Raw genomic sequence first — 19,479 nt, 5'->3', positions numbered from 1 at the left:
TGAGGCGGAATGTCGGGACTAACCTTGACGGGAATTCGCAAGGAATTTGGATCCTTTGTAGCCGTAAAAGATGTAAATCTGGACATACCTGAAGGCAGCTTCGTATGTCTGCTTGGGCCTTCTGGTTGCGGCAAGACAACGCTTCTTCGCATGATTGCTGGTCTTGAAGATCCAACCAATGGTGATATCCATCTTGATGGTGAAGATATTACTCGCATTCCAACACACAAACGGAACCTTGGCATGGTGTTTCAGTCCCTTGCTTTGTTCCCACATCTCAGCGTCGCTGAGAATATTGCTTATTCTTTGCGGATCCGGAAAAGTAGTAAGAGCGAGCAGCAGGCTCGGGTGAAAGAACTACTGGATCTCATCCATTTACCGGGATATGAAAACCGGATGATCAATCAGCTTTCCGGCGGACAGCGCCAACGCGTTGCCATTGCTCGGGCGCTGGCATTGTCACCAGGTCTCTTTCTGTTGGATGAGCCGCTTTCGGCTCTTGATGCCAAGCTGCGCGAGGATATGCAGCTTGAACTTCGCCAGTTGCAGCAAAAACTGGGAATCACGACGATTGTCGTTACTCATGACCAAAGAGAAGCCATGACAATGGCCGATCTGGTCGTTGTGATGGGCGAGGGGAGAATTCGGCAGGCAGCCAGTCCCGTTGATATCTACCGAAAACCTGCAGATAAGTTTGTCGCCGACTTCATTGGCGCGACAAACCTTCTGGAAGTTGCTGCAAATGGGGCAGGGGTTCCCGTATTCAAATCATTTCCCCTCAAGGATCTGCGATTGCCTGAAGGCCATTCGAGCGCAACACTTTCAATCCGACCTGAAGATGTCCGTATTGTGAGTGCTGAGGTCGGAGATCTGACGGGCAAGGTTGTCTTCATCCGTGATCTTGGGAGTACGGTTGAAACTTTTGTTGAGATTGAGGGTCAGCAAATGACAACAGTGACGTCTCCACGTGATCGGCAGGATCTGAAAATTGGTGATGAGGTCGGTTTAAATCTGCCGGCTGAAAATTGTGTGATGCTCACCCAATGATGCAACTGCCCCCCAAATCGATCCGGGATTATGGTCCCTTATTTTATCCAGCTCTCATGCTGTTGGTGTTTTTTGTGATCCCCTTCGGTACCATGATCGCCGTTAGTTTCTTTCAGCGGGATGTGGGCGGATTTTACACGCCAGATTTTGTTCTCAGCAATTATGAGCGGTTTTTTAGCCTGTTTTTTGCCAAGGTATTGGGCTTTTCCCTGATGCTGGCCATGATGGTGGCGGTTATCTGTGTCGCAATTTCTTTTCCCTTTACCTACCTGCTGACCAAAACTTCCCGCCCAACACAGGTCATATGGCTGATTGGCATCCTTTCTGTTTTGTCATTGTCAGAGGTGATTATTGGCTTTGCCTGGTCTTCTCTTTTTTCCCGAACGGCGGGACTTTCAAATGTGCTGGTATGGTTGGGGCTTTTGGAAAAACCCACCGCTTACTATCCGGGATTTGGGGCAGTGTTGACCGCTATGGTTTATCAAGCACTCCCATATAGTATTCTGGTGCTCTATCCATCTTTGGCCCGCTTTGATACCAGTTTTCTGGAAGCGGCGAGAACTATGGGTGCGTCACCAATAAGGGCCTTTCTGAATGTCCTGTTCCCAGTTCAGAGAAATACTCTTTTGGCTGCCTTGATTATGGTCTTTGTCTTTGCCCTTGGAAGCTATTTAATCCCGCAAATTCTGGGGCGCCCCCAACATTGGACCCTCTCGGTGCTGATTACGGATCAGGCCATTTATCAGTCCAACATGCCATTTGCTTCCGCAATGGCCGTGTTCTTGGTGCTGATGTCGCTGGCTTTGGTTGGACTAACATTACTTATTGGCCGGAAGACGGAGGTTGTGAGATGAACGCTCGTCTTTCCCGCACCCTGTTCTTTGCATGTGTTGCTTTTTTCATGCTGCTTCCCCTCATTGTGGTGGTCGGAGTATCCGTTAATGAGAAGCAAAGCCTGACCTTCCCACCAGAAGGGTTTTCACTTTCCTGGTATGCTCAGATTTTTACGGATGCAGGTTGGCGCGATGCTTTGATTAATTCTCTTATCCTGGCCACAGGATCTGCCTTTCTAGCTGTCTCGGTCGCTTTGCCTTTGGCATGGTTTTTATGGCGGTACCGAGCCCCTTGGGCGCAAGTATTTCGGCTGTTGGGTGTTGCACCCTTTATTCTACCACCAGTGATTACTGCGCTTGGGTTCCTGACTTTCTGGGCAACAACTGGCCCTTATGGCGAGCCCTGGACGGCAATTATCAGCCATGGAATTTTCTTTGTTACCTTGCCGTTGGTGACGATTACTCTTGGCTTTTCGTCAATAGACGGTGAGCTTGTTGAGGCGGCTTCAACCATGGGCGCAAATGACAGAACTGTATTTCGCACGGTAATTTTCCCGTTAATCCTGCCCTACCTGATTTCTGGCTTTGCTTTTACTTTCGTCCTATCGCTCAACGAATATATTGTTGCCTACATGACGGTGGGCTTTACCATGGAGACCTTGCCCATCAAGATCTTCAACGCGCTTCGATATGGTTATACACCGACCATGGCAGCGGTTTCATTCCTCTTTGTGTTGGTTGCTGCGGTCGTTTTCAGTCTGATCGCCCGGTTCGGTAACCTGCCAAAACTTTTGGGAAATAACGAGGGCGGTGAATGAAACTCGCCCTTGCGCAGATCAGGAGCCGAAACGGATCTAACACCGATAACCTTGAGAAGATTATCGCAAAAACAGAAGAGGCTGCAGCGACAGGGGCGGACCTTGTCCTGTTTCCTGAGCTAGCCCTTTGTGGTTATGGGAGTGGCGCGGATTTTCCAAAACTGGCATTGGGTTTGGATAGTCCAGAAATTATCAGATTGCAGGGTTTGGTAGACAGGTTGAATATTTCCCTCGTGACTGGTTTTGCGGAACGGGATGAGGATAAGGTCTTCAATAGTGCTCTTTGCGTACAGCCGGGAAAGTCGCCTTTTATCTATCGAAAAGCCTGTCTCTACGGAGATTACGAAAAATCTCACTTTCAGACAGCTCCCGCTGAAACAAAGCTGGTTGAATGCGCCGGCGTTCAGATTGGTCTGCTCATTTGTTATGATGTGGAGTTTCCTGAAAATGTGCGGCGTCTGGCCCTTGCCGGTGCTGATTTAGTGGCGGTTCCAACGGCCCTGCCCAACAGTGATCATAGTGATTTGATTGCGCGAAAATTATTGTCTGTTCGAGCATTTGAAAATCAGGTGTTTATGGCCTACGCGAATTTGTCTGCGAATGGGGATCCTTTTTCCTATTATGGCCATTCGGGCATTTTTGCGCCCGATGGAAATGCCCTAAGTCTCGCCGGTGACGGGGAGGAGACAATTTATGCCGAGATTGACCCTGCCGATTATGTCAAATCCCGCTACGAAAATCCTTACATCAAAGACTTAGAAGGTAAAAATCTTCTCTAGTCTTTAAATTGGTCTTGCCAACAAGGATCGCTTGACTTTTTTGGCAAATCTTAGTTTTCGTAGGCGAAACTTTTTCGGAGTGTCGGTATGTCCAATTTTATCCTGACCGTTAAATGCCAGTCGCGCCGCGGTATTGTCGCCGCTATTTCCACTTTTCTGGCCGATCAGGGCTGTAATATCACCGACTCTGCGCAGTTCGATGATATGGAAACCGGCAACTTCTTCATGCGGACCAGTTTCAATTCAGAAACGGGTGTCGACCTTGCAGCTTTGGAAACAGCGTTTGCGGCTGTCGCGGAAACGTTTGATATGGAATGGGCTATTCACGATGCAGCAGAACGGCCCAAAGTTCTGGTCATGGTGTCCAGCTTCGGTCACTGTCTTAATGATCTTCTTTACCGCTGGCGGATTGGGGCCTTGCCTATTGATATAGTCGGAGTTGTCTCCAATCATCTGACTTACCAGAAAACTGTCGTCAACTATGATCTGCCGTTTCATCACATCAAAGTCACCAAGGATAATAAGCCGGAAGCGGAAGCTCGCTTGATGGAAATCGTTGAAGAGACTGAGACAGATCTGGTAATTCTCGCCCGTTATATGCAGGTCCTTTCTGACCAGCTTTGCCAGAAACTTTCGGGCCGGGTGATCAATATCCACCATTCCTTTTTACCAAGCTTCAAGGGCGCAAACCCTTATAAACAGGCTTATCAACGGGGCGTAAAACTCATTGGGGCGACTGCTCACTACGTAACAGCTGATCTGGATGAAGGACCCATCATTGAGCAGGATGTAGTGCGGGTAACCCATGCTCAGTCTTCAGAGGATTACGTTAGTCTGGGCCGGGATGTGGAGGCGCAGGTTCTCGCCCGTGCAATCCATGCCCATATCCATCATCGGGTATTTTTAAATGGTTTGAAGACAGTCGTTTTCCCAGCAAGTCCCGGGTCCTATAAATCAGAACGGATGGGTTAAGCCGTCAGTAATTCCGCATTCCGGAACCTTTGGTGGGTGGCTTTATGGACCTTGTTGGCGTAAAGTCGCCGCAATATATCAAAGATAGTTAGGGAGGTTCGCACGGTTCCGTATTGAGTAATCGGGACGTAGCGTTTCCTTGAGGTTGAGGATTGCAAGAATGATTAACAAGGTGAAGCCGTCGGTATCGTCGGTTATTTCGCAAATCCCAGACGGGGCTACGGTTATGATCGGTGGCTTTGGGGAAGCAGGAAGTCCAATTGAACTGATCCATGCACTCATTGATCATGGTGCGTCTGATCTGACTGTAATCAATAACAATACCGGAAATGGTGAGGTCGGGTTGGCCGCGCTGATTGGTGCTGGACAAGTGAAGAAAATGATCTGCAGCTATCCACGTTCCTCTCATTCAAAGGTTTTTCCGGAACTTTATCGTGCCGGTAAGATTGAACTGGAACTGGTGCCACAGGGAACTTTGGCTGAGCGGATCCGTGCCGGTGGTGCCGGCATTCCCGCTTTTTATACGCCAACCAGCGTCGGAACGCCGCTTGCGGAAGGTAAAGAAGTTCGTGAAATTAAAGGCCGAGAGTATGTTCTGGAATATGGCTTGACCGCAGATTTCGCGTTAATTCGGGCGGAAAAAGCCGATCCACTTGGGAACCTGACTTATAACAAAGCCGCACGGAATTTTGGTCCGATCATGGCCATGGCGGCCAAGACAACACTGGTTCAGGCGTGTGAGATTGTCAAAGCAGGCGATATCGATCCTGAAATTGTGGTAACCCCCGGTATTTTTGTGGACCAAGTGGTGGAGGTTCCAAACCCTGCCATGGAATCCTACCTGATCGCGGAAGGAGTAACCTACCCATGACCGATACACAGGAAAAACTTGGCCTTAGCCGGCCACAAATGGCGTGGCGTGCTGCCCAGGATTTGGTTGATGGCTCTGTCGTGAATCTCGGTATCGGGATTCCCGAAATGGTTGCGGACTTTGTCCCAGGGGATCGGCAAATTATCTATCATACGGAAAACGGGATTTTGGGTTTTGGACCGCGCCCAGCCGCAGAAGATGAAGATCCGGATCTGATCAATGCTGGTAAGAAGCCTGTTTCTCTGCTGCCCGGTGCTTCCTTCTTTCACCATGCGGATAGCTTTGCCATGATCCGCGGTGGGCATTTGGACTATTGTATCCTTGGTGCCATGCAGGTCTCTGAAGATGGTAATCTGGCCAATTGGTCGACAGGCGCACCGGGGGCAATTCCCGCGGTAGGTGGTGCTATGGATCTAGTGGCAGGTGTTCCAAATGTGTTTATCATTACGGATCATGTGACACGCGATGGTCAGCCAAAACTTATGAAGGCTTGCACATATCCGCTGACCGCTGTTGGTGTGGTGAAGCGCATTTTTACAGATTTTGGAGTCTTTGATGTAACTGAAAAGGGTTTCAGGATCTCGGAAATTGCACCCGGTATCACTCTGGAAGAAGTTAAAGCGAAAACAGATGCAAATCTTCTTGTTCCAGAAAATCTTAAAAAAATGGACGTGCCAGACTCTCTGTAATTGAACCGGTTGTGGGCGTTTGCCTAAAGCAACATGACCTAAAATCTGACGCCAACCGATAGCGCACCAAAGACAGATGGCTCGCTTTGTCCCTGAAACTCTTCAGTTCGGTAAACGAGGGTATAGCTGATCCGTGTGTTTCCAATAGTAAACGCGATACCGGCATTGGCGTCAGCAACCAGGTTCTTCTTATCTACAGAGTGGGAGTCGGCAAATGTATTGCCGTCCAGGAAAATATTTCGGGCAACAGCACGCCCCTCTACGCCGGCAAACAAATACCAGTTGAGCCCATTGTCTGGTTTTTCAAAATACCCTGTTCCGGCAATACCAGGCTTTACACGCAGCGGTGTATCTTGAAGCCCATTATCTGAGGGGCCAATGAAGAAGTTCATCCCTGCGGTACCATGGGTGTGGGCATTTCCTAAGGTGGCACCGTAATAGGGTGAGGCACCCACAGTCAGTCCCATAAAATCAGAACTTTCGAATAGAAAATGACGGCGCTGCCAAGCGACAGACAAGGTCGGTTCTGTTTTAAGCTGATTACGCCATCCTTTTGGCGTTGGGCTGTCAGGCGTAACATGAGTATGGACAAATTTCTGGAATTGTTCTCCGAGTGAATAGGGTCCGACAACCCCAAAGGAGACTTCCAGCTCATCCATATAATTGCTATTTTTCTTATTATGAGTGACCCCGAGGGAGACGTATGTATGTCCGGCCCAAGGGCGGTCGTCTGGATCTTGAGCCACCTGGGTGATGTCCTCAGGCGTGTAGAGGTTATTCCCAATGGAATAAGAAACAGCGATGTCGCCCTCAATCTTACTTGGTAAAAAAGTATCGTTCAGGTCTTTGATGAATTCAGGAATTTCGAAATCAGGGTGTAGTGCTCCGATCCGGACCCCGCTCGTATAATTTTTGTCCGTACCGCGCCCACCAATTGAGTCGTTTTCAATAACAAGGTTAAAAATGATGGGCTCGTCCTTGGCGGGGCTATCTTTAGCTGTTGGGCTGCCTTGAAGGGGTTTTTCATCGGCAAGGCTGGTGGATGCCAGCAAACAGCAAATTATACTCAGGCCAACGGCGGGTTTCATATGATTTATCCAAGGGTTCAGGTTGAATGACTTTGATAAGAGTATTATCGGAATTATGGTCAAAACACGAGTGATCTGTGATGCTTTTTGGGCAGAATAAGGAGGCGTCTTGCGTTTTTCCCACAAGATTATTTTTTGCTAAGATCTGTTTTGTTTCCCGCCAGTCTCTTTCATTGCGGCTCATCAATCAAGATTGAAACGCGTCTTTTCGTCAAACTGAAGCCTTCATAAGGCTTGGACAAATAAGCCTAACAGTGCTATTTCCCTTGGGAAATGGTAGGGTTTTGCTGTCGCCAATACCTAAGCCATCACGTCAATGCACTGAACAAAAAGGACAAGAAGAATGCTGGAAGACGTCGTCATTTGCGAACCCGTTCGTACCCCCGTTGGCCGTTTTGGTGGTCAGTTTAAAGATTTACAGGCCCATGAACTTGGGCGCATCGTTTTGGAAGGCCTGGCAGATCGCTGTGAGGGCCTGAAAGAAATGACCGATGATGTGATTTTCGCTCAATGCTATCCGAGCATGGATGCCCCGGCTGTTGGCCGTGTGGCAGCGCTGGATGCGGGCTTCCCTATCACAACAGGCGGTTACCAGATTGATCGCCGGTGTGGCTCCGGCCTGCAAGCGGTTGTCAATGCAGTGATGCAAGTGGCGACTGGTGGTGCGTCAGTCGTTATCGCAGGCGGAAACGAAAGCATGTCAAATGCGCCTTTTTATTCCACGGCTGGCCGATGGGGCGTTAAGGGAACGTCTATGCAATTTCATGATGCGTTGGCGCGAGGCCGCGTTACAGCGGGTGGGATTAACTTTCCAGTTCCGGGCGGAATGCTGGAGACCGCAGAAAATTTACGGCGCAGTCATTCGGTTCCTCGTGATGAACAGGATGAGTTCGCTGTTGAATCCCATCGCCGCGCAGTAGCTGCGCAGGAAAACGGAACCTTCGATGAGGAAATAATTCCGGTTACTGTAAAGGGTCGCAAGGGCGATACCACTTACACAAAAGATGAGCATCCTCGTCCGGAAGCTAATCTGGAAAGCCTTTCCAAACTGCGGCCAATCTTACAAAAAGCGGATCCAGACTCAACCGTGACAGCCGGCAATGCGAGTGGTCAGAATGATGGCGCCTCTGCAGCAGTGGTCACCACACGGGCGATTGCAGAAAAGCAGGGCTGGAAGATTTTCGGCTCTTTGGTGAGTTGGGCGGTAGCCGGTGTTGGACCCGAAATCATGGGGATTGGTCCTGTCCCTGCAACGGCCAAGGCGCTGGAGCGGGCGAACCTGTCCTTAAAAGATATTGACCTTATTGAGCTCAATGAAGCTTTCGCGGCTCAGGTGCTGGCCTGTACCCGGGATTGGGGCCTGACCAAATCTGATTTTGAGCGGATGAATGTGAACGGCTCCGGTATTTCCCTTGGTCATCCGGTTGGGGCTACTGGTGGCCGTATTATGGCAACCCTTCTTCGGGAAATGGGTCGCCGGGACGCGACTTACGGGTTGGAGACCATGTGTATCGGTGGTGGTCAGGGCCTTGCTGCGGTTTTCAAACGCGGCTAACAATTTCAGCTGAGCAGCCAGTTCATTTTCGGATTGGCTGTCTCTTCAAATTTTCGACAGCTCACGAGATATCTCTTGAACAAGTATAAGCTTGTACTTATGTTTTCTGAGAATTTGAGTGAAGGGACATCTTCGTTTTGCGAGCAAACAATAAAAACAGGTTGAGTGTTTTTCGGTGCCTTACGGTTGTATTGGCGTTGGCGTTTGCGTTGAATGTCACGAGCATGATGTGGCAGGACGAGATGCACGAAAGTTCCTCTTCTTCCCATATTCATATGACTCAAATGCAGACTGACGATGATGCCAGTTCTGATCGAAAATTTGCGGATCACGTAACCGAATGCGGAATTGCCAGCTGTGCAATTTCTCTTGCCAAGCCGCCCGCTATGGGAACGCCGGTTCGTATCCATGTCTCTCGGTTCAATGAGTTTACCGAACAGCCGGTGTCTATTGATCAGTCACCGGATGAGCGCCCCCCCAATAGCCTTGCTTGATCTTTGCTGAATACCCATTATCTGGGGCGATTCAGCTTTTCTCAATTCAAATTAGAACAATTTTTGCGCGTTTTTCTGCCTGCCGGAAAACAGAATTGCAGGCTGCGCGCCCATTTGAGGATCAAGTGATGAAAATAAGAAAAAACCTACTCGCAGCAGTACCTTCCGTTGCTTTGTTTGCACTCGCCGGATTTGGTCAAAGTCTTGCTTTGGCTGCCGGTAGTCACGGTGGAGACGATCATCATGGCAAAAAAGCGATGGCGATTGGGGAGCCTGGTGAGGCGGCTAATGTTAGCAGAACTATCGAGATTACCTTGGGTGACAATTTTTTTGAACCAGAGGCTCTCTCTTTAAAAAAAGGAGAGACAGTGCGGTTTGTTATTCGAAACAAAGGCGATTTTGTTCACGAGTTCAATATTGGAACAGCCATCATGCACAGCGCTCATCAGGAAGAGATGGCAATGATGATGGAGCATGGGGCGATTGAACCGGATCGGATCAATCACGACAAGATGAAAATGGATATGGGAGGCGGTCATATGATGTCTCATGATGATCCTAACAGTGTCTTGTTGGAGCCGGGAAAAGAGGCAGAAATTATCTGGAATTTCTCCAGTGATGCAGCCCTTGAGTTTGCCTGCAACCTGCCCGGCCACTATCAGTCCGGCATGGTCGGAAATTTCCAGTTTAACTAAGCTTTGCGGCGCAGCTCGTCAAAAGCTGCGCCCTTTCCAAAGAAAGGATATTTTTATGAAGAACTTTCTTCGTATCCCGGCGTTGGCGGCTCTGTTGGGGATTAGTGGTCTTGTTGCAACCACCCAGAGTGCAAGCGCCAGAACCTATGACATTACTGTCGACGAGGTGACGATCAAAACCTCTGAATTTACCAAGACCGGTATCGGATATAATGGGGCGTCCCCCGGACCGGTTCTAAAATTCAAGGAAGGGGAAAATGTCACCATCAATGTGACCAATAATCTGGATGTGGACACTTCAATTCATTGGCATGGGTTGATTTTGCCGTATCAAATGGATGGCGTTCCAAAGATAAGTTATCCGGGAATCAAACCCGGTGAGACATTTACCTATCAATTTCCAATTGTTCAAAGCGGTACATACTGGTTTCACAGCCATTCCGGATTTCAGGAACCGGACGGGGCCTACGGGGCCATCGTTATTGAACCGAAAAAACGGGAAACCTTCCACTTTGATCGTGACTACGTCGTGCAACTAACCGACAGTCATCCTCATTCCGGAAGTCGGATTATGCGGAATCTGAAGATGATGCCCGACTATTACAATCGGCAACAGCAGACCCTTTTTGATTTCTTCAGCGATGCTGAGAAAAATGGTTTCAAGGAAACAGTTCAGGATCGAATGGCTTGGGGAAGCATGCGGATGATGCCAGCCGATGTTGAAGATTTACAAGGGTTTGTTCCTCTGATTAATGGCAAGGATCAGGCGCAAAACTGGACGGGCCTCTTCAAGCCTGGAGAAAGAGTTCGCCTTCGCTTTATCAATAGCTCGGCAATGACTTATTTTGATATCCGAATTCCCGGTCTCAAGATGACGGTCGTGGGTGCGGATGGCAACGGTGTTCAACCGGTTCCAGTGGATGAATTTCGGATCGGGGTCGCTGAAACCTATGATGTTATTGTCCAGCCCAAGGAAGATAAGGCCTATACAATCTTTGCTGCCAGCATGGGGCGCTCAGCCTATGGCAGGGCAACGCTTGCCCCGCGTGATGGTATGGAGGCAGAAGTCCCTGAACTTGGGGAGCGGCCCTTGTTGACCATGGCAGATATGGGCATGGCGCATGAAGGCATGGATCATGGAACCATGAACCACGGCGCGATGAATATGAACACGCAGCAGTCCAAAAATCATGCAGATCATCAGGGGATGGCGGATTCTCAAAAAATGGATCACGGATCTATGGGGCATCAGAAGAATGGCATGACCCATAAGGGAATGCAGCATGACAATATGAACCACGATCAGATGGCAATGCCCAAAATGGATCATGGCAATATGCAACATGGGAGCATGAACCATGGTGATATGAAAATGGGTGCTAAAGATGACCCTTTTTATGCGTCTGGAAGTGGCTTGATGCCGAGGGCTGCCAATGGCGGGAAGTTTCTCTCCTATAAGGACCTGAAAGCCCAAAGACCGCTCTATGAGCATCGCCCGGCAGATCGGGAAATTGAACTGCGCCTGACTGGAAATATGGAGCGATATATCTGGTCCATCAACGGTGTGAAATATGAGGACGCAGACCCAATAGTTCTCAAATATGGGGAGCGGGTTCGCTTCAAATTTGTCAATGAAACCATGATGACCCATCCCATGCATTTGCACGGTATGTGGAGTATTCTGGATACCGGGTCGGGTAAATGGAATCCGGTTAAGCACACCATTAGCGTTGCGCCCGGAACGACTGTTTATTCAGAGACTGAAGTGGACGCTCCTGGCGAGTGGGCGTTTCACTGTCATTTATCCTATCACGCAGACAGTGGAATGTTCCGAAAAATCGTTGTTGAAGGAGGCCCTAAAACCGCGACATCAAACGAGAAAATTTTAGGAGGCCGATCATGAGTTTTTTGCGTAACCTGTTTGTCGCCTTTTCAGGAACATTAGCTTTAACCTCCTTTGCCCAAGCTGAAGAAGGTTATTATTTCGGTCTGCAGATAGAGGAGTTTGAATACCGGATTGGTGAGGGGGATAGCCGTCTTGCAGTCTGGGATACAGATAGTTTCTTTGGAACAGATGAGCTTAAACTCCGATGGAAATCTTCCGGTGAATATGAGCTGGAGGAAAGTGTCTTGGAGAGCTTTTCTAATCAGCTGGCCTTGCAAACTCCCATCTCTGATTTTTGGGATTTAAAAGGGGGTGTTCAGCTGGATAGTCCCAAAGGCCCTGATCGTTGGTATGGTGTTGTTGGACTGACTGGGCTTGCACCTCAGTGGATCGAAATGGATCTGGATTTTCTGGTTAGTGAAAAAGGTAAAGCTTCTGCCGTTTTGGATATGGAGTATGAATTACTGCTGACCAACTACCTCATCCTAACACCGTCACTGGAACTTTCCGGTGCCTTTTCGAGTGATCAAGAAATTGGTGTTGGTTCCGGTTTTAACAAGGCAGAGGCGGGTTTGCGATTGAGCTATGATCTGATTGATCGAGCAATTTCTCCTTATGTTGGTGTGGTTTATGAGCGAAAATTCGGTCAAACAGCCAATTGGGCTAAAGAGGAGGGTGAGCGGACATCCAACTGGCAGTTTGTCATCGGCAGTCGGTTTCTTTTTTAACGTCTCTTGAAATCTGAGTGAGGCGGTAAAGCCGCCTCACATACCAAAAGGAATTTCTCATGAAGCAAAATATATGTTGGTCTTTACTGATTTTGCTGCTCTTGCCGTTGAAAGTGGCGTTTGCCGATAATCTGGATGCTGTTTTTCAGACTGTTCAGATCGATGATGCTGTTATTGAATATGATGCAGTCTCTCAGCGAAATCAGATTAAATTATCCATCACCAACAAAGGTGCTGAAAACCTTACCCTTGTTGGGGTGAGGGGTGCAGGTCTTTCTATCACTGAATTTCAGGTTAAATTGGAGGAAGGCGTCTACAGCTATCTGGGGTCGCTAACAATAGAGCCGGGACTAACACTCGACTTTTCAACTGGTCATTTGAAGCTTGTGGACTTGTCACAGCGACCTGAAGAAAGCCGGGAAGAGACCCTCTACCTACAGACAGTTAGAGGTGAAATTCCCTTCTCGGCTCATGTGCGGCAGACCCGGTGAGGAGTCCTGAGCGGTTACCCGTTAGGAAGCTGCTTTGTAAATGGATCGTTTCGGGGACGCAACAACCCGGCGGAGCATGGGTTCAAAGAACTCCAGGCTCTCAGATTCATAATCTGGGTCAAAGGCATTCTGGTCATATTTTTCGCAGAATTCTGCGCAGGCATCAAAGTAAGGATGATCTTTGAACTGGTCCCGCAAATTCCGATCCAATCCGATATGATGGAAGAAATAATAGCCTTGGAAGATGCCGTGATTTTTCACAATCCAGTGCAACTCTTCATCCAGGAAAGGTTGCAGTATGCTGGCTGCGATATCCGCATGATTGAAGGTGCCGAGGGTATCTCCTATGTCGTGCAGGAGTGCCATGACAATGTATTCTTCACTACGGCCATCGCGGTAGGCACGGGTTGCCGACTGTAATGAATGTTCCAATCTGTCGATCGGGAAACCGCCAAAGTCACCATCCAGAAGTTTCAGGTGATCCATTAGCCGATCGGCTAGGCCCTTTGAATAATGCCGGAAATGGTCCCCAATAATTTCGTAATCTTCTGGGGTGGCTTCCGTCATGGCTTTAAAGCCAGCGCGCGGTTCTTGGGTGGAGTTTGTCATTTTTATTCTCCCTATAGCTCAGATTTTTATTTTCTGTTTTCAGAAGTCTGCACCAAGGAGCCGTCTTCGTCCAGTGAATTGGCGCTTTGCTAGCTGGCTATGGCAGTCTGGTGCGGATTTTCCTTTTTATAAAGGTAATCGCGGGTCAGCGGTGCCGCAGCCTGGTCCTTGGTAATCTGGATCTGGAAAACAACGTGATCCATATAGTGAAATGCAATTTCGCTGGCGGCGAGATAATAATCCCACATCAGGGCAAATTGCTCATCATAAAGTGCAACAGCTTTCTCTCGGTTTGCGAGGAACCTTTTTCGCCAGTGCCGCAGGGTTTTCGCATAGTGCAGGCGCAGAACTTCAACGTCAGTTGTGACCAAACCAGATTTTTCGATGGCTGTCGTAATCTCCGACAAAGACGGGGAATACCCACCGGGGAAAATATACTTCCGGATCCATTTGGATGTGGTTGAGGGCGGGCCAACCCGGCCGATGGTGTGGAGAAGGGCAATGCCGTCTTCGGTCAGCAACTCATGAATTTTGCCAAAATATTCTCGGTAGTGACGGACCCCGACATGTTCAAACATCCCAACGGAGACAATCCGATCGAAGCTTCCTCGGATCTCACGATAATCCTGAAGGTGAAAGCTGACGTCGCGGGAAAGTCCAGCCTTTTCCACTCGGTTTTGACTGTAGGAAAGCTGCTCTTCTGAGAGGGTCACGCCATAAACCTTGGCATTGCAGGATTTGGCAAGGAACTCCCCCATACCGCCCCAGCCGGATCCGATATCCAGTACGGACTGTCCGCCTTCAACCAAGAGCTTGCGGACGATATGACGTTTCTTTTCCTTCTGGGCTGTGTCCAAGTCTTCTGAGCCGGTGGGAAAATAGGCGCAGGAATATTGCCTGTCTTCATCCAGAAAGAGTTCATACAGATCACCAGAGAGGTCATAGTGATGGGCCACATTGGATTTGGAGCGATCCAGCGGATTATATTGGTGAATCCCCCGAAATAAGAGGTCAATACCCTCCAAAAAGGTATGGAGCACTGTTCCAAGGCCGGCCCCGGTTAGCTTATAGTTGCGCCCCAATAAGTCGAGAAGATCATAGATATCCCCTTCCTCAACTGTGATACGGCCTTCCATATAACCTTCGCCAAGCGCAAGTTCCGGTGACAGAAATAGACGCGAAGCGATGTTTTTATCATGCAGGCGCATGGTTGCGGTTGGTCCCGCCAGTCCCTGACTGTAGGTTGTAGAAGTCCCATCGGGCCAGACAACCGTCAATGTCCCGACTTGAATAAATTTGCGAAGTAGCCCCCTGAGCAACATAGCCTTCTCCGATCAATAGTCCCCCAATTAGAATAATTCTAATTGAAAGAGGCGAAGTCAGAAAATATTTTGCTTATCTTATAAGATACCATTTAACGGTTTTAGGGTCAAAAATGTGAATATTTGGACTTAAAACTACGTCATTTGACGTATTTTTCGTGTTTTCAGTAACTCTAAAATAAAAGAATCAGTGGATCTTACCTGCTTCTTTAAGCTCTTCCGTTAACAGGTCGTGTGCATGGGAGCGCGGTTTTGAGAAGCCCGCCAGCTTGGAATAAAGAACAGGTGCCACAAATAAAGTAATAACCCCGGCGACCCCTAGGCCCCCGAAGATAACCCAGCCGATTGCATTTCGGGCTTCGACACCGGCGCCGGAGCCTAAAATAAGGGGCAAGCCAGCCGTAACTGTGGAGACCATAGTCATCATGATGGGCCTTAGCCGTACAAGTGACGCTTCGCGCGCGGCTTCAAATGGAGAATAGCCTTGTTCCCTTAGTTGGTCAGCAAACTCAACCATCAGAATAGCATTTTTGGCCATGATGCCGATCAGCATGAGGACACCGATTTGTGAGTAGATATTGAGTGACGTGCCCGAAAGATAAAGAGCAAAGACAGCAGCGCAAAGACCGAGCGGCACCGTTAGCAGGACAACCATCGCACTTGTAATGCTCTCAAATTGTGCGACCAGAACGAGGAACACAACTACGAGCGCAATAGCAAACGTCAGGTAAATATCATGGGAGGTTTCCTCAAGCGCCTTGGCTTCTCCGAGATAAATTAAACTCACTTCGGGAGAGAGTTTTTGAAAGGCCAGCTCTCTTACAGCATCGACAGCATCGCGCAAGGTATACTCAGAGCTGATATCAGCAGAAATTTCAATGGCCCGGCGCTGGGCGTGTCGATCCAGCTCTGCCGCGACAGAGCTTTCATGAAATGTAACCAGTTGGGTGAGCGGAACAAGCCGCCCGTCGCTCGCCGTTACATAGAGGTTGGAAATATCGGATGGTTGGCGGATGGTTCCATTGCTGGCTTGTAGAATTATGGGGACCGATTGGTCATTTAGGATCAACTCAGCGATCTTTTTCTCATCGATTAGAACTTGGATCATGGTCGCAAGATCATCGAGGTTTACCCCTAAATCAGCGGCCCTGACACGGTTGATCTCTATGGTTAGCTCAGGTTGAGTTGCTCGAAACTCAACGCGCATATTGGTAATCCAGGGCAGGTTTTCCTCAATATCCCGGACAAACCCGTTTGCCTCATCAAAGATGGTTGGATAGCTGGCACCGAGAAGTGCGAATTGAAGCCCGCCATTGGCATTTCGAAGATTGAGGCTGTTGCGACGAAGGACAAAGGCTCTCGCTCCCGGAAGTTCTCGCAGCTTTTTATTGAGATCCTTTGCTATCTCTCCCTCGCTGATATCTCGTTCAGACCAATCGACAAGCGGGGCCTCAACGATACCTCTATTCAAATCCCATCGGCCTGTAATGCTGTAAAGCCGCGTTACCACACCATCCTCAAGATAGGGGCGGAACAGATTTTCTGTAAACGCCACTTGCCGATCAGTGTACGTCAGCCCCATCCCATCCGGACCCGTCAGGAAGACAGTAACCCGTCCCCGGTCTTCTTCCGGTACAAGTTCTTCTTTCAGCATCTGATACGTCTGGTAACCGGTTGCGATAATCGCCAAACAGATGATCAGCGAGAAAATAGGATGGTGCATGCTACGGTCTAGTAAGAACTTATAAAATCCAAGAAGGCTCTTTCCAATGTTGTCATAAAATCGGCCCAACGGTCCTTTTTCGGCAGAACTGCGATCAGGCAGCTTGGAGACAAGCATAGGCACCAACGTCAAGGCAACGAAAGAGGATATGGCAACTGTAATGGCCAGGACAAAGCCGAACTCTCGAAACAGGCGGCCCGCTTCAGAAGGCAGAAAGGAAATTGGCACAAAAACGGAGATCAGGGTCGCTGTTGTTGCAATAACGGCGAAAAAGACCTGACGGGTTCCAAGAACGGCTGCGGCACTGGATTTAATGCCTTTTGCGCGCAGCCTTTGAATATTTTCAAGGACAACAATGGCGTCATCAACAACTGCGCCAGTTGCCAAAACCATAGCAAGTAGGGTTATCAGATTGATGGAAAAGCCAAGCGCCCATATTGCGGCGAGTGATCCAACCAATGCTACCGGGACCGCTAGGGTTGGGATGAAAGATGACCTCACCTGCATGGTAAAGAGGATGATCACGGCGACCACGATCAGGATCGTGTATCCAAGCGTTACCAGAAGTTCCTCAATAGCACTTTCGATAAACAGGCTTTCATCTGAAATGGTCTCAATGGTCACACCCTTGAGGGACTTTTCCATCCTGGACACAGCCTCTGAGACGCCGTTGGATATCTCAATTGTGTTGGAAGATGCCTGGCGGACAATGCCGAGGCTGACAATCCTCCGATTGTTAAGACGAACCCAGCTCTGTGCTTCTGCGGGGGAATAATAGACGCTGGCAACATCGCCGATACGGATGGGCTTCTTGATATAGAGTTCTTCAATCAGCTCCGGCTTGGTCACAGATGCATTCGCCCGAACCAGAACCTCCTGATCGTTTGAGGAAAAACTTCCCGCGGGAACGTCAAAGCGGGCATTGCGGACTGTGTTCGCCACATCGGCAACAGAAAGGCCAAAGCTCGCCAGGCGTAAAGGGTCAATTCGAACTCGCAGAACCTGTTCCTGATCTCCAAAAAGATTAACCGTTGCAACGCCTTCGACGGCGGTTAGTTCCGGGACAATTTGATTTTCGACAACCCGGGTCAGTTCATCTATGGAGAGCCGATCGCTCCAGACGGCTAAATTAATGATTGAGCTGGCATCTGCATCTGCCTTGATAACCCGTATATTCTCAACTTCATCCGGTAACTCACGTTCAGCACGGCTGACAGCTTCGCGGACATCGTTGGCCGCAACCGCCAAATCTATTGTTGGGTTGAAAATGGCCCGGATCCGAAGATTGTTTTCCTCGCTGGATGATCTGACCTCCTTGATCCCGTTGACCCTGGAAATAGCTGCTTCCAGCGTACTGGTTGCCTCGGCATCTACCGTTTCAGGAGAGGCGCCTGGGTAATCCGCATAGACGGAAACAATCGGGCGATCAATGTTGGGGAGTTCCCGAACCTCAATCCCGAGAAGAGCGCCAAAGCCCGCAATCATGATGAGCAGGTTCATGACAACAGCAAGGTATGGCCGGCGGACACTGATGCCGGGCAAACCATTTGAAAGTGGGTTTGAGGAGGGTTCGCTCATATCAGCTTTCCGGGTTTTCGACCTGCTGGACAGCTACGCCAGGGCGCAAGCGCTGAACGCCTTCGACGACGATTTGATCACCTGGTTTTAAGGGGCCTTCTACAAGAACTGTCTGGTTGAGGCGGCGACGGGTTTGAACGTCTACGCGTTCTGCTTTTCCCTCATTGATCCGCCAGACGTAGCTTTTGCCATCTCGCCACTGAACAGAAATTTCGGGGACAGCAGACATACTGGGGCCTTCCAGATGCAGGATAACACCCAGGGACATTCCAGGACGCAGAAGGTCATCAGGATTATCAAAGGTTGCGCGAATTCGGACTGTTCTGGCGACGGGGTCAATACGGCTGTCGATTTCTGTAATCTGACCAGAAATAAGCTTATCTGGGAAACTGGGAGTTTGTCCAAAGATTGGCATCTGATCATAAAGACGTGGAAAATATCGCTCTGCGATTTCAAACTCCACCTGCAGCTGACTACGATCATCCAAAGTGACTATTTGAGTTGTCGTTGTGACCCGATCTCCAACCTCAATAAAAGGAATACCGACTATGCCATCAAAAGGAGATTTTAAGACGCGGTCATTGAGTGCGACTTCTGCCTGTGAGAGTTCCAACTCAGCACGTCTGTAGGCTATCTGAGCGTTTTCAAGGTTGGATCCTGCGCGAATATTTGCTTTTTTCAAGGCGCGCATCCGCTCCAACTCGATTTTGGCGTCATTTACGTGGGTTCGGGCTAGTTCCACATCCAACCGGGCATTGCGGTTATCCAGCTGTAGGATTACATCGCCTTTTTTGACCTGTTGGCCTGCCTTAACGTTAAGGCTGGTTACTTCGCCATCTGCTTCAGTGAACAGAATTACGGATTTCGCAGCACGAGCCGTTCCAATAGCTTGAATAACGATATTATCTGCTTTGCTTTCTGCCTTGGCTGTTATGACAGGGACACGGAAGTCCATTTTCTTCGGACTGGCTTGTTCAAGCTTGGCTTGGGTTTTGGAGAAACTTGGGATCCAGCCTTCATTTGCACCAATAACAAATGCACCGCCTGCGATTAACAGGACCAGAAGGATTACCAATTTTTTTGAGCCTGAAGCTTTCATCTTGCCCTTTTCCAATATTGGCTAGGTTACATAATTATACGTTAGGAACTCGTGTTTTGGTTTTCCACTCAAAACCCTCTCCATTCCTCTGAAGGGAAGGAAGGTGATCAGACTTGTTATTTGGCTAGTTCAGTGTCCCTGTTCTTAAGCTCCTGAATATACGCCTTTTCCGGTTGGTTTACCATGATGATTTAAAGGTAAGA

Annotated in this window: 18 protein-coding genes; 13 read left to right on the top strand and 5 right to left on the bottom strand. The window is 49.0% G+C overall.

The genetic code is table 11. The features are described 5' to 3' along the window. Window positions 1-9: 9 nt before the first annotated feature. The 7 genes from HH301_RS01765 (at window position 10) to HH301_RS01735 (ending at window position 6,009) form a co-directional block, all read left to right on the top strand. Window positions 10-1,047 (top strand): ABC transporter ATP-binding protein, encoded by a 1,038-nt coding sequence (locus HH301_RS01765; RefSeq protein ID WP_169566360.1) that lies wholly within the window; start codon window positions 10-12, stop codon window positions 1,045-1,047. Continuing rightward, window positions 1,044-1,901 carry an ABC transporter permease gene (locus tag HH301_RS01760; RefSeq protein ID WP_169566359.1) on the top strand — a complete coding sequence of 286 codons (858 nt, stop codon included), beginning with the start codon at window positions 1,044-1,046 and terminating at the stop codon, window positions 1,899-1,901. Before HH301_RS01765 ends, HH301_RS01760 begins: the two co-directional genes overlap by 4 nt. Beyond that, the gene (locus HH301_RS01755; RefSeq protein ID WP_169566358.1) at window positions 1,898-2,698 is read left to right on the top strand and encodes an ABC transporter permease; all 801 of its coding nucleotides are present in this window, start codon (window positions 1,898-1,900) and stop codon (window positions 2,696-2,698) included. Before HH301_RS01760 ends, HH301_RS01755 begins: the two co-directional genes overlap by 4 nt. Continuing rightward, a complete protein-coding gene (locus HH301_RS01750) occupies window positions 2,695-3,477 on the top strand; it encodes a carbon-nitrogen hydrolase family protein (protein WP_169566357.1) in 783 nt (260 codons plus the stop codon). The genes HH301_RS01755 and HH301_RS01750 overlap by 4 nt, the downstream gene beginning before the upstream one ends. 87 nt (window positions 3,478-3,564) lie before the next feature. Further along, complete coding sequence (purU, locus tag HH301_RS01745; RefSeq protein WP_169566356.1) at window positions 3,565-4,449, top strand: formyltetrahydrofolate deformylase; 885 nt, start codon at window positions 3,565-3,567, stop codon at window positions 4,447-4,449. A gap of 160 nt (window positions 4,450-4,609) precedes the next feature. Continuing rightward, window positions 4,610-5,320, top strand: a complete 711-nt coding sequence (locus tag HH301_RS01740; protein ID WP_169566355.1) for a 3-oxoacid CoA-transferase subunit A — start codon at window positions 4,610-4,612, stop codon at window positions 5,318-5,320. Continuing rightward, a complete protein-coding gene (locus HH301_RS01735) occupies window positions 5,317-6,009 on the top strand; it encodes a 3-oxoacid CoA-transferase subunit B (RefSeq protein ID WP_169566354.1) in 693 nt (230 codons plus the stop codon). Before HH301_RS01740 ends, HH301_RS01735 begins: the two co-directional genes overlap by 4 nt. 38 nt (window positions 6,010-6,047) lie before the next feature. Here HH301_RS01735 and HH301_RS01730 read toward each other — a convergent pair whose 3' ends face one another. Continuing rightward, complete coding sequence (locus tag HH301_RS01730) at window positions 6,048-7,097, bottom strand: lipid A deacylase LpxR family protein (RefSeq protein WP_169566353.1); 1,050 nt, start codon at window positions 7,095-7,097, stop codon at window positions 6,048-6,050. A 343-nt stretch (window positions 7,098-7,440) separates the two neighbouring features. Between HH301_RS01730 and HH301_RS01725 the strand changes: the two genes are divergently transcribed. The 6 genes from HH301_RS01725 to HH301_RS01700 all read left to right on the top strand — a co-directional run bounded on the left by HH301_RS01725 (window position 7,441) and on the right by HH301_RS01700 (window position 12,945). Next, the gene (locus HH301_RS01725) at window positions 7,441-8,652 is read left to right on the top strand and encodes an acetyl-CoA C-acetyltransferase (protein ID WP_169566352.1); all 1,212 of its coding nucleotides are present in this window, start codon (window positions 7,441-7,443) and stop codon (window positions 8,650-8,652) included. Window positions 8,653-8,789: 137 nt separating this feature from the next. Continuing rightward, entirely contained in the window at window positions 8,790-9,146 is a 357-nt protein-coding gene (locus HH301_RS01720) for a hypothetical protein (protein WP_169566351.1), read from the top strand. Window positions 9,147-9,274: 128 nt separating this feature from the next. After that, window positions 9,275-9,841: a cupredoxin domain-containing protein gene (locus tag HH301_RS01715; protein WP_169566350.1), complete on the top strand. Its 567-nt coding sequence runs from the start codon at window positions 9,275-9,277 to the stop codon at window positions 9,839-9,841. 55 nt (window positions 9,842-9,896) lie between these two features. Continuing rightward, entirely contained in the window at window positions 9,897-11,744 is a 1,848-nt protein-coding gene (locus HH301_RS01710; protein WP_169566349.1) for a copper resistance system multicopper oxidase, read from the top strand. Next, window positions 11,741-12,454, top strand: a complete 714-nt coding sequence (locus tag HH301_RS01705) for a copper resistance protein B (RefSeq protein WP_169566348.1) — start codon at window positions 11,741-11,743, stop codon at window positions 12,452-12,454. The genes HH301_RS01710 and HH301_RS01705 overlap by 4 nt, the downstream gene beginning before the upstream one ends. Before the next feature lie 59 nt (window positions 12,455-12,513). After that, on the top strand, window positions 12,514-12,945 hold the full coding sequence (locus HH301_RS01700) for a copper chaperone PCu(A)C (RefSeq protein WP_169566347.1): 432 nt from the start codon (window positions 12,514-12,516) through the stop codon (window positions 12,943-12,945). 21 nt (window positions 12,946-12,966) lie between these two features. Here the strand turns inward: HH301_RS01700 and HH301_RS01695 are convergent, their stop codons facing one another. The 4 genes from HH301_RS01695 to HH301_RS01680 form a co-directional block, all read right to left on the bottom strand. Beyond that, window positions 12,967-13,554 carry an HD domain-containing protein gene (locus HH301_RS01695; RefSeq protein WP_169566346.1) on the bottom strand — a complete coding sequence of 196 codons (588 nt, stop codon included), beginning with the start codon at window positions 13,552-13,554 and terminating at the stop codon, window positions 12,967-12,969. 89 nt (window positions 13,555-13,643) lie between these two features. Further along, a complete protein-coding gene (locus HH301_RS01690; RefSeq protein WP_169566345.1) occupies window positions 13,644-14,876 on the bottom strand; it encodes an SAM-dependent methyltransferase in 1,233 nt (410 codons plus the stop codon). A gap of 187 nt (window positions 14,877-15,063) precedes the next feature. After that, window positions 15,064-18,177 (bottom strand): efflux RND transporter permease subunit, encoded by a 3,114-nt coding sequence (locus HH301_RS01685; protein ID WP_169566344.1) that lies wholly within the window; start codon window positions 18,175-18,177, stop codon window positions 15,064-15,066. 1 nt (window position 18,178) lies between these two features. Further along, window positions 18,179-19,276, bottom strand: a complete 1,098-nt coding sequence (locus HH301_RS01680; protein ID WP_169566343.1) for an efflux RND transporter periplasmic adaptor subunit — start codon at window positions 19,274-19,276, stop codon at window positions 18,179-18,181. Window positions 19,277-19,479 lie beyond the last annotated feature (203 nt).

It is taken from the genome of Sneathiella limimaris (assembly GCF_012932565.1).
Taxonomy (GTDB): Bacteria; Pseudomonadota; Alphaproteobacteria; order Sneathiellales; family Sneathiellaceae; genus Sneathiella; species Sneathiella limimaris.
Note: the sequence above shows the minus strand (reverse complement) of the source record. Positions and strands in the feature narration are given on the sequence as shown.